This is a genomic window from Bradyrhizobium sp. ma5 (assembly GCF_042258955.1).
Taxonomy (GTDB): Bacteria; Pseudomonadota; Alphaproteobacteria; order Rhizobiales; family Xanthobacteraceae; genus Bradyrhizobium.
The window spans coordinates 3,614,995-3,625,740 of record NZ_CP170156.1; the positions used below are offsets into that span (position 1 = coordinate 3,614,995).

Here is a 10,746-nt window from a genome sequence, read left to right on the forward strand (position 1 = left end):
CCCGCGGGAATTCGTTAAGCGGGCGCTTGACATCGTTTTGAGCGTCACCGCGATCCTCTTACTGGCCCCGTTTCTTGTGGCGGTGTGGATCGCGATCCGCCTCGACAGTCCTGGGCCGGCGATCTTTTGCCAGCGCCGGGTCGGACGAGACGAGGAGCCCTTCAACTGTCTCAAGTTCCGGACGCTTCGTCACAAGGCCGACGAAAACGTCCATCGCGACGCTATTCGCCGGGTTTGGGCGAAGGAGGTTCTCTCGAACGACCCGGATGCCCCATACAAGCTGACAGATGATCCTCGCGTGACGCGCGTGGGGCGGTTGCTGCGCAGAACCAGTATCGACGAGCTGCCGCAACTCCTCAACGTATTGCGAGGCGAAATGAGCATCGTCGGTCCGCGGCCGGCGATTCCCTATGAACTCGAGTACTTTCGCGACTGGCATCATAGACGTCATATCGTGAAGCCCGGCATCACCGGACTTTGTCAGGTTCGCGGCCGTGGTCGCCTGGGCCCCGACGCGATGCTCGAGATGGACGTCGAATACGCAATGAACTGGACCTTGTGGACCGACCTGAAGCTGATTGTCCTAACGGTTCCCGCGGTGCTGCGGGGTCACGGTGCTCGATGAGGTTCTCGAGCGATTGAAATGAATCCTGGTGAGGCTGAAAAATGAAAATTCCGTTCGTAGATCTCAAGGCACAATATGCGACGCTAAAGGATGAGGTAGCCGAGGCAATTCAAGGCGTTCTCGAATCCACGCAGTTCATCGGGGGCGAAGCATTGGCTTCGTTCGAACGAGACTTCGCAGCCTATTGCCAGGTGCCCTATGCGCGCGGTGTGGCGAGCGGCACGGACGCGATTCATCTGGCGCTGCGGGCGTTGGGTGTTGGTCATGGTGACGAGGTGATCACGACCGCCCATACCTTCATCGCCACCGCTGCGGCGATCGTAGCGACAGGAGCGCAGCCGGTATTCGTCGATATCGATCCCGAGACCCACACGATCGATCCGAGGATGATCGAGCGCGCCCTGACCAGCCGTACCAAGGCGATCGTTCCAGTTCACCTCTTTGGCCAGCCGGCTGACATGGGCCCAATCAAGGACATCGCACGGCGGCGCGGCCTCTTTGTGATTGAGGACGCAGCCCAAGCGCATGGAGCGGAGTATCAGGGGATCCGAACCGGGGCGCTCGGCGACATAGCCTGTTTTTCGTTTTACCCGGGGAAGAACCTCGGAGCATACGGTGATGGGGGAGCCGTCACCACCAACAATGCGGCGATCGCCGAGCGGATCGAACGGTTGCGCGACCACGGTCGAACGAACCACTACCATCACGCCGAGGTCGGGTTCAACAGCCGGCTCGATGCTCTCCAGGCCGCAGTTCTGCAGGTCAAACTCCGACGCCTGGACGAGTGGAACGAACATCGGCGGCGTGCTGCGGAGTGGTACACTGCGGAGCTGAGACATTCGGGCATCAAGACACCTTTCGTCCGAACGGGATCCACGCACGTCTACCATTTGTACGTGATCATCACGAACGAGCGGGACGCAATGCGCAAGCGGCTCGACGAGGTCGGCGTGGCGAGCGGAATCCACTATCCGGTGCCGCTGCATCTGCAGCCGGCGTTCGCCTATCTCGGCTACAAGCAGGGTGATTTGCCGTGTTGCGAAGCGATGGCGGCTCGCTCACTGTCGCTACCGATGTTCCCGGAGCTCACGCATGACCAGGTGCGCCGGGTGGCTGCGACTGTGCTTGCGGTTGCGGAGCGCGAAACGCACCAGGAACGGCAGCGGGAGCCCGTCGCGATGCACGCCGGCGGCGGGAAGGTGTGACGATGAGCCGAATTAGTGCACAGGCGGTGGTCGAGACCGAGGCGATCGGTGCGGACGTGACGATCGCCGAGTTCGCCGTGGTGCGGTCGGGTGTCACGATCGGCAACAGGGTGGTCATCCACCCGCATGTCGTGATCGAGAGTGGCGTGAGAATAGGGGACAACGTCGAGATCTTCCCGGGAGCCTATATCGGGAAGGTGCCCAAGGGTGCCGGCGCGTTGTCGCGGGCGCCACATTTTGAGGCGTGGATCGATATCGGCGCCGATTGTTCGATCGGACCGCATGCGGTCATTTTCTACGACGTCTCGCTCGGCGCGGGGACCTTGATCGGTGATGGCGCCTCGATCCGTGAACAATCGCGGATCGGCTCAAAGACGGTTGTCGGACGTTACGTTACGGTCAACTACAACACGCGCGTTGGCGATCGCGTCCGGGTACAGGATCACACCTGGCTGGCCGGCAACATGACGATCGAAGACGATGTGTTCATATCGGGCGGCGTCGGCACCTCGAACGACAACGCGATCGGCCGGAACGGCTACGATGGCTCGCCGATGCTCGGGCCCACTATCGCGCGCGGGGCGGCGATCGGCGTGGGAGCCAATCTGCTGCCGGGCGTCAGAATCGGTGTTGGCGCAATCGTCGGCGCCGGCGCGGTGGTGACGAAAGACGTGCCTGACAACACGCTCGTGACGGGCGTCCCTGCTGAAGTCCGACGAAAGCTCAACGGGGCTGGCGGCACTGCCAAAACCTCAGGGGAGTAGTCGTGAGGATCCTCTGTGTCACCAATATGTATCCGAGCCCGGAGCGACCAGGGTCCGGAGCCTTCGTGTACCAGCAGGTAGAGCAGCTGCGCCGGTTCGGCCACACGGTCGACGTCATCAATATTGTCGGGTCCCAATCGAAGCTGAACTATCTGAAGGGCACTTTTGATGTCATGCGAATGACTGGCGTGACGAAATACGACGTCGTCCATGCGCACTACGGATATTCGGCCTATCCCGCAATGTTTCGGTTGCGGGCGCCACTCGTCATCACACTGCACGGGACCGACGTGCTTGGGAATGTCCTTGAACGGCTGTCCACGCGACTTGTGTCGCACTTCGCCGATGCCATCATCGTCGTGTCAGAGGAGATGCGGAAGCGGATTCCCGCGACCGTGATTCCCTGCGGGGTCAACCTCGACGTGTTCAAGCCGTACGACCGCAACGAAGCGCGAGCGCGGCTGCAATGGCCCAACGACAAATTCGTCGTCCTGTTTCCGTTCGATCCGACACGCCCTGAGAAGCGATATGATCTGGCAAGAGCGTCAGTCGATCGGCTGGTGCAGGAGGGCGTCGACGCGCAGTTGATGACGGTCATCAACGTGCCGAACGAGGAAATGCCCTGGTATTACAGCGCGGCAAACGCCCTGCTTCTCAGCTCGGATTATGAGGGGTCGCCGACCTCAATCAAGGAAGCTCTCGCGTGCAATCTCCCAGTGGTCTCGACCGACGTCGGCGACGTCCGTGAACAGTTAAATGGCATCGCGGGGACGTGGATATGTCCGCCGGACGCCGGCGCGATTGCGCGCAGCCTTCGCGAGGCCTTTGATTGGTCGCTGAACGGCGAGTTTCAGGGGCGGGCGGCCGTGGCGAGATATGACCAGGCGCTCACCGTGGAGCGAATCGTCGGTGTATATGCCGATGTCCTGTCGAACTTCAGGGCAAGAACGGTAGGCAGGCGCTTGCTACGGAGTGGATGATAGCAATGCGGTTCTCTGAGAAACGTCGTCGCCGGGATCGTCGCGTCGGCCGGCGGAGGCGTGCGGTTTGTGTTCTTACGGTGAGCTAGAGTGAAGCAGCTTCTCACGAACAGCGTAATCGAAATTGCCCGTTGGTCTGGCCTGATGCCAGCCCTCAGCAAGATCTTTGCCGGTCGTGCGGCTATCTTGATGTTCCATGAGGTCCAGCAGGATAGCCGTTCGGAATTGATGACCGGGACTTCAGTCGGCCTTTTTGAATATTCGCTCAATTGGCTGCGGCAAGAAGGCTGGGAGATTGTGAGCCTGGCGACATCTGTCGAGCGATTGGCGTCGGAGTCCAGGGAGGGTGGCCGCTATGCGGCGCTTACCTTTGACGATGGCTACCGGGACAATGTCGCGACCGCGCTTCCGATCCTCGAGCGATACAATGCTCCGTTCACGATCTACGTTCCCACTGGCGCGCCAAAACGGACGTTGCAGGCGTGGTGGCTGGGGTTGCGCGAAATGTTTCGGTCAGAAGACACGGTAACGATCGATGCGATGGACAGGCGATTCCATTGCCCCCGACTGCGCGACAAGATGGCGGGTTTGAACGAAGTAACTGAGTGGATTCACCAAGATTATCACCGGATCGCAATGCTTGATCCAACGTTCAGAAAGGCAGATCTGTCGGTATCGGCCTTGAATGACGCTTACTTTCTGGATGAGCGCGAGCTTCAAGCCCTGGCGCGGCATCCTCTGGCGTCAATCGGCGGTCACACCGAGTCCCATGCCGCCTTATCGTGCCTTGATACTGAGTCTGCACGGGCCGAAATGGCAGATAACCGCCGCTATCTGGAGCAATTGCTACAGGTTCCGGTTCAGCACTTTGCTTATCCTTACGGTGACTCCAAAGCATGCGGCCCGAGAGAAGCGGGCCTTGCGAAGGAGATCGGCTTTTCAACCGCAGTGACAACGCGGCATGGGCACCTGTCTGATCTCAAATCAGATCATTTTGCGCTTCCTCGCCTCGGCGTTGGGGGGCCATTCGATACGACAGCCAGATTCGAGGCGCGCATCAGTGGCATTCAGTCGGCGGCCCACATGCTACTGGGGTCCCAACGGTGAATGTAGCGCTGAACCACTCACTGCGAGGTGGACCGCATCAGTTCACTCGGGAAGGCCGTTGAGATGCGCATCTTGCACCTTATTGAACGCCTTGGCCCGGGAGGGAAAGAGCGACAAATCGTCGAATTGCTGAAGGGGCTCGCCGCTCACAGTGACGTAAGGTCATTCGTCGCTGTCATGGACAAGGATGAGGTTCGCCTCGAGATTGATCGCGAACACGCGCAAGTCATTCAACTCAATCGCAGAGGCAGAAAGGATTTGCGCCTTTTCAAGAGTCTGTGCGAACTGGTCACCGACCTGAGAATAGATATCATCCACTCGTGGGGCTCGATGTGCTCCATCTATGCAGCGCCGGTTGCGAAAGTGTGCGGGGCAGCTTTCGTAAATGGGTTCGTGCGAGATGCGCCCTCGCATATGACGCTGTGGACCGAGGGGTACTTGAGAGGCAAGCTGACGATCCCGTTTTCGGACGTTGTTGTTGCCAACTCGCGTGCAGGCCTGGCTGCCTACGGAATTCCCGAGCGCAAAGGTCTATGCATCTACAACGGGTTCAGTCCTGAAAGGGTCTCGAACCTAAAGAATGAGACGGAGCTTCGCACCATTCTGGGGATTGCGACGCCTCACATCGTCGGGATGGTCGCTAACTTCACGCCCAGGAAGGACTATGCGACCTTCGTTGAGATGGCACGCCGCATTTGCCGTCTTAGGGAGGATGTAACGTTTTTGGCTATCGGCAGCGGTGATATGCTGGAGCAGGTGCGCGACAGCATCCCGACTGAACATTCGCATCGCATAAAGCTTCTGGGGCGGCGGAACGACATAGAGAGCATTGTCAATCTCTTCACTGTCGGCGTTCTCACCACCAATAGCCGTTTGCACGGGGAAGGCATCTCCAACGCAATAACCGAATGCATGGCATTGGGTAAGCCGGTTGTGGCAACCGACGATGGAGGCACGTCCGAGTTGGTTCTGGAGGGGCAGACCGGATTTCTTGTGCCGAGCCATGACGCCGGCGCTTTGACCGATCGCGTGCTTAAGCTCCTCGACAATGCTGAACTCGCCGATCGTTTTGGTGCCGCAGGACGCCGGCGCGTTGAGACGGCATTCTCACTGGATGCGATGCGCGATGCATATCTCGCCCTTTATCGGAAAGTGGCGCGCAAGAGAGCGCGCGCGACGTGGCATGGCGCGGCCACGAGCGATATGGTCGATTGATCGTTTGGTGGTTTCTTATTCCTGACAACATCTGGCCAAGCCCCAGTCTACTGTGGCGCTTGGTTCCGATCGCTGTATCGACCGTGTTTGCCTTGGGCGTTCAGATCGGTTCCGGAACGGAATGCTTCTCTAGAGAGTCCAGACTTGACGGCTTGAAGGCTCGCAAGAACAGCTCCAGGTTGGCCAGGGACCAAAGCACCTTTTCGTGGTTCTGACGGCGGGCGAGATGCTCGTTGACCAACTGCCTCAAGACATCCCGGTCGCAGAAGGATGCCACACGTGCACCGTCGCAAACGAGCAGGTCGGAGATAAATTCGCGATAGGGACCGCGAAACCACTCTTCAATTGGCACGCGGAATCCGATCTTCTTGCGCGTCAGAGTCCCCGGTGGAAGAGTGTGCTGCATCGCTGCTCGCAATACTGACTTGCCGCCGCTCCGACCGACCAGGAAGCTGTCCGGAAACCGCGCCACAAGGTTGGCGAGACTGGTGTCCATGAATGGCATCCTGCCCTCAATTGAGCCTGCCATCATCATTCGGTCAGCACGTTCAAGGAGGTTGTCGGGTAGCCACGATGTCTGATCGAAGAACAGCGTGCGCCGGACATTCGACCCGACGGCCATCGAGAACGGATGGGAATCGGGCGGCGTTACGGGCAGGGGGCGTCCGATAATGCGGTCCCGTTCGTTAAGGGAAACGCCGCCAAACCAGAGTTGCATCCGGCTCGGCCAATCGCGCTCGCCCGCTGCATTAGACAGGACCTTGGCGCGACGCATATCGTACGGGAGTGCACGCATTGCGGGTGATATGATGCGGTCGTGAATGGCCTGCGGAACCAGCCGCTGGTAGAGCTCGATCCAGAGCTCGGCTCGATGCTTGGGATAGCCGCCCAGAAGTTCGTCCGCTCCTTCTCCAGTAAGGACCATTTTCACCTTGCTCGCCGCCATATGCGACAGCATCATAACTGGAATATCGGCCGGCTCGGCCGCGGGGGCGCCGCGACGCAGCACAGCGGTCGGCCAGCTCTTCAAGAAGTCGTGCGGCTCCAGCACGATCTCCTCGTGATTGGTGTCGAATTGACGAGCTATGGTGCGGGCATGATCAAGCTCGGAGTAGCTGGCTTCACGAAAGCCAACTGAGAAGGTGCGCACGCGCTCAGAGCTATGGCGGACCATGGCGGCCACAACCGCAGACGAATCGAGGCCGCCAGACAGGTAGGCTCCAAACGCAACGTCACTCCGCATGCGAATCCGCACGGCATCATCGAATGTCGCCTTGAACATCCGGACTGCCTCGCCAAAGTCCGTGATGTCGGGCTCTGCCGTTGCCAACGGTGGTGTGAAATACCGGGTAATGTCGGAGCGTCCGTCCCGCCACACCAGGTGGCAGCCGGGAGGAAGCTTACGCACGGCTTGAAAGAATGTTCTGGGGCCGGGGACATATCGATTGAGGAGATAGTGCTCGACGGCATGGGGGTCGATCTGGGTATTCATGCCCGGGAACTTGAGCAGGGGCTCGATTTCCGACGCGAACAAAAGACCTGCGTGCTCGGCTATGAACAGCGGCTTCTTGCCGAATGGGTCGCGCGCCAGGACAAGTTGTTGGGTCCTCGCGTCCCATAGCCCGAACGCGAACATGCCGCGGAACCGCCTGATCGAGTCCAGTCCCCAGGCCCGGTAGGCTTCAATCAGCACTTCCGTATCGGAGGACGTCCGAAAGGCATGTCCAAGAGAGACGAGTTCCTCGCGCAGCTCAACGTAGTTGTAGATCTCTCCGTTGAATACGAGACCGATCGAGCCATCAGCGCTCCACATCGGCTGGGCTCCGCCCTCCAGATCGATGATCGAGAGACGCCTATGCCCCAAGCTGACCTGATGGTGCCCGCCGGCGGTGTCGCCTTGCCAGTAGCCGGCGCCGTCGGGGCCCCTGTGCTTCATGAGATTGGTGAGGCGGACAAGAGTGTCGTAATCTTGCCGGTGCTTGCCCCGAAGTGCCCAGCCAAAAATCCCGCACATGACCCCTGCCAGCTTCTTGTGTCAGGACATTGCTGTGGCCACGGGTGACCCTCAATGGGGCAAGCGGGTTAATCCTTGGAGATTGCGTCATCATGTCCTCTCGACTTGCTTGCGAGGGAGATCCGGGCTGCTGAAATTCAGCAATCGGATGAGGCGGCCCGGGCGCCCTGCGTGTCCGGATTGCTTGGCCATTTCTTCCTGTCGCGGCTGTCTTTCCCGTTACGATGCGCAGCGTTGCCGATGCGAGAGGCGGTTGACGACGGCGGGCCGGTGGAGCGCCCGACCATTCGGATTGGGTCACCAATCCCGGTCGTCAATTGCTTGATGTGAGCGACTCGTGTCGCGGCCTTCGCCAGCTTTGGAATTGAAAGCTTACTCATCCGAAGAGCGCCCGCATGCTGCGCAGGACGCTGACACTTTGCATCGGCAAGCTTGATCACGAGCAGCTATGTGCGAGAAGGGCTGCATTCGGCGGGATCAGGGATCGCTCACGATGGCGAGCGTCTCATTGTTAATATAAGTGGAGAACTTTTTTATTTCTCCTGTGACGATCACGCTGAATTTAGCTGCAACGGCAAGCACATGCCGCTGGCGCCGCCGATTTTGCAGTTTCAAACTATCGCCATGTTAAATAATTTTTTCGCCATACTCGCTCATTAACCAACCGACCCAGCAGTTGGGGATGGGCGATTCGCACTGCATCGGAATGTGCACGCAGTTGATGCTGCGATGCATCGGAAATCCGCTCGTGGCGTAGGCGTTGCGAGTGCGTGGTATGTCGCGCGCCTTCGCGCTGCGGCCGGAAATTCCCTTGTAAGCGTCAAAGAGAAGCATCTCTTGACCCATGGAGGCCTGAATTGGATACGACTGGGACAATCACATCATTTTCTTCCACACCGATGACGAGGTTTTCGATCGGGGGCGACGTCTACGGCGTGCAGGATGCGAGCACGAGCTACAGCCTGACCAGTCCTGACGCGCAAACCCTGCGCTTCCAAGTCCAGCAGGGTGATCATGCCTGGTACGACGACTCATCTGTCGACCGCTCCGAGGTTTCGGGCGCGGGCAACATTCCCGGCGGCACTCCGATCAACTTGAACTATCAGTTCATGGTGGAGGCAAATGGCCCAAATGGGTCATTTACGAATACGGCAGATGGCTGGTTCATCGTCGGGCAGATGCACAATGATGATAACTCGAGCGGCGTGGGCACCTCGCCGCCGTTTGCGATCCAGCTTGTCGGCGATCATCTGCAGGTTGTCGCCAGATATGTCCAGCCGGGTCAGAACCCGAGCAACGGGGCCGGCAATGTGCAGATGCTCACGCTCTGGACTGACCCCAATCCGATCCAGACGGGCGTGTACAACAATATCCAAATTCAGGCCGACGTTTCGAACACCGGTGGCGGCTATTTGAAGGTCTCGATCAACGGGACACAGGTCGTGAACTACAGCGGCCCCCTGGGCTATGGGCAGGCCACCAATTGGGAATACGGAATCTATCGGTCGACGGCGCCCGAGACCGTCGCCGTCGATTACCGAAACATGACGCTGTTGACGGGATCGGCGGCGACGTCGGCGCCGACGCAGCCGACCACACCGACGCAGCCCACCACGCCGACGCAGCCCACCACCCCGAACGTCGCGCCGACGGTGACGCAGGCGTCCGCTTCGCCGGGGACCGGGACCGAGCATGTCGGCGATGTCGTCGAGTTGACCCTCACCTTGAGCGAGACCGTGACCGTCACAGGCAAGCCGACGCTGTCGCTCAATGATGGCGCCAGCGCCACCTATGTTGGTGGCTCCGGGACAAATACGCTCACCTTCCAGACGACGGTCGCGTCGACCAATACGAACACCTCGGCGCTCGCCATCACCGGGGTCAATCTCGCGAGCGGCGTGAGCATCAAGGATTCCGGAGGGCTTGCCGCTAATCTCTCGGGCGCGGTGAAGACATTCTCCGGTCTTCAGATCTCGAACACGCCCATCATGCCGACGCAGCCAACTACACCGACGACGCCAACCACACCGACGACGCCGACAACCCCGTCGACGCCGACGGTGACCACGCCGGTGCTCTCCGTCGCGGACAGCTCACTCACGGTGAACGGCAGAGGCGGTCATATCGACCTGGGGACAACGCTGTCGACGACCGATCCCAACGATAAGGTCAGCCTGAACATCAAGGGGCTGCCGAAATATGAGACGATCACGACCGGCGACGGCACGACGTTCAGGGGTGGCAACATCACTCTGAGCTCTGCGCAGGTCGCCAGCGGATTGACGCTGACGTCCTACTACAGGGGCAGTGCTCATCCGGTCGCGACTCTCACCTTGACCGCGAGCGCGAAGGACCCGGTGACGGGGGCTGTGACGTCGGCGACGCCGCAGACCATCACCGTCACGGATCCTCGGCCGTCCGCAACCTCAGGGAGCACGACAAGCTCAGGGAGCACGACAAGCCAGGGCCATGGACTGCACCACCACCTTAGCTCGGCCAGCAATACGCTGGCAGCCACCGTGCCGCAGACCACCTCTTTGGCGAATTACGATACGGCCAAGGGGTCCCAGACGAGCCATAGCTTCGCGCTGCTGAACCAGTATCTGGCCGGTAGCTCCGGTCGGGTCGACGGGGGACAGATCGCGGCAGCGATTTCGAATGGCGCCGCCTGGATGCAGAACTCGTTCCTGACGAAGCCGCACCACTGACGACCTGCCGCACCCGGGCACTTTGCGCCCGGGTGCGGCACCGTCAATTTTTGGGACGTCACGCGGCAAAGTGGTCGGCCAGCAGCCGCGATGGGGAGGTTGAAAAGCCAATCCGCAACGGAGGGTTG

The 10,746-nt window shown here is 60.0% G+C and carries 9 protein-coding genes; 7 read left to right on the forward strand and 2 right to left on the reverse strand.

Translation table 11 applies throughout. The annotated features are described in order from the left end of the window. Positions 1-37: 37 nt before the first annotated feature. The 6 genes from ACE103_RS16445 to ACE103_RS16470 all read left to right on the forward strand — a co-directional run bounded on the left by ACE103_RS16445 (position 38) and on the right by ACE103_RS16470 (position 5,896). Positions 38-625 (forward strand): sugar transferase, encoded by a 588-nt coding sequence (locus ACE103_RS16445; protein ID WP_375780278.1) that lies wholly within the window; start codon positions 38-40, stop codon positions 623-625. Between the two features lie 41 nt (positions 626-666). Then, positions 667-1,830 (forward strand): DegT/DnrJ/EryC1/StrS family aminotransferase, encoded by a 1,164-nt coding sequence (locus ACE103_RS16450; RefSeq protein ID WP_375780279.1) that lies wholly within the window; start codon positions 667-669, stop codon positions 1,828-1,830. A gap of 56 nt (positions 1,831-1,886) precedes the next feature. Continuing rightward, positions 1,887-2,594 (forward strand): acyltransferase, encoded by a 708-nt coding sequence (locus ACE103_RS16455; RefSeq protein WP_375780280.1) that lies wholly within the window; start codon positions 1,887-1,889, stop codon positions 2,592-2,594. Between the two features lie 26 nt (positions 2,595-2,620). Further along, on the forward strand, positions 2,621-3,574 hold the full coding sequence (locus tag ACE103_RS16460) for a glycosyltransferase (protein ID WP_249788364.1): 954 nt from the start codon (positions 2,621-2,623) through the stop codon (positions 3,572-3,574). A 90-nt stretch (positions 3,575-3,664) separates the two neighbouring features. Beyond that, positions 3,665-4,681 (forward strand): polysaccharide deacetylase family protein, encoded by a 1,017-nt coding sequence (locus tag ACE103_RS16465; protein ID WP_375780281.1) that lies wholly within the window; start codon positions 3,665-3,667, stop codon positions 4,679-4,681. A gap of 63 nt (positions 4,682-4,744) precedes the next feature. After that, positions 4,745-5,896 (forward strand): glycosyltransferase, encoded by a 1,152-nt coding sequence (locus ACE103_RS16470; protein WP_375780282.1) that lies wholly within the window; start codon positions 4,745-4,747, stop codon positions 5,894-5,896. A gap of 100 nt (positions 5,897-5,996) precedes the next feature. On the opposite strand, the gene asnB is transcribed toward ACE103_RS16470, so the two are convergent. Both asnB and ACE103_RS16480 read right to left on the reverse strand, forming a co-directional pair. Next, a complete protein-coding gene (asnB, locus tag ACE103_RS16475) occupies positions 5,997-7,910 on the reverse strand; it encodes an asparagine synthase (glutamine-hydrolyzing) (protein ID WP_375780283.1) in 1,914 nt (637 codons plus the stop codon). Between the two features lie 477 nt (positions 7,911-8,387). Further along, on the reverse strand, positions 8,388-8,525 hold the full coding sequence (locus ACE103_RS16480) for a hypothetical protein (protein ID WP_375780284.1): 138 nt from the start codon (positions 8,523-8,525) through the stop codon (positions 8,388-8,390). Positions 8,526-8,767: 242 nt separating this feature from the next. Here ACE103_RS16480 and ACE103_RS16485 point away from each other — a divergent pair, with 242 nt between their 5' ends. Then, the gene (locus ACE103_RS16485; RefSeq protein WP_375780285.1) at positions 8,768-10,618 is read left to right on the forward strand and encodes a heparin lyase I family protein; all 1,851 of its coding nucleotides are present in this window, start codon (positions 8,768-8,770) and stop codon (positions 10,616-10,618) included. The last annotated feature ends 128 nt before the right edge of the window (positions 10,619-10,746 follow it).